Here is a 268-nt window from a genome sequence, read left to right on the forward strand (position 1 = left end):
CCAGGCCGCCACACAACCCCAGCAGGCCGAGCCGGGACAGCGGCTGGGCACCGTAACGGTCCACCAGACGCCCGGCAGGGGCGCCGCACAGGGTCGCCACCAGCGGCCCCAGGGACAGGCTCAGGCCCACTGCCAAGCTCCCCAGCCCCAGCCCCCGGGCCAGGTAGAACGGCCCCACCACCAGGGTGGTCATGATCACCGTCGACACCAGCAGGCTCAGCCACAGGCTGCTGCGCAGTTGTGGCCGGCGCAGCAGGGCCGGCTGGAA

Annotated in this window: 1 pseudogene; it reads right to left on the reverse strand. The window is 73.1% G+C overall.

Features of this window, described 5'->3' with window-relative positions:
• A pseudogene (locus F6S12_RS33405) lies at positions 1-268 on the reverse strand (MFS transporter); the annotation flags it as partial.

It is taken from the genome of Pseudomonas sp. JV245A, from assembly GCF_032424515.1.
Classification (GTDB): Bacteria; Pseudomonadota; Gammaproteobacteria; order Pseudomonadales; family Pseudomonadaceae; genus Aquipseudomonas; species Aquipseudomonas protegens.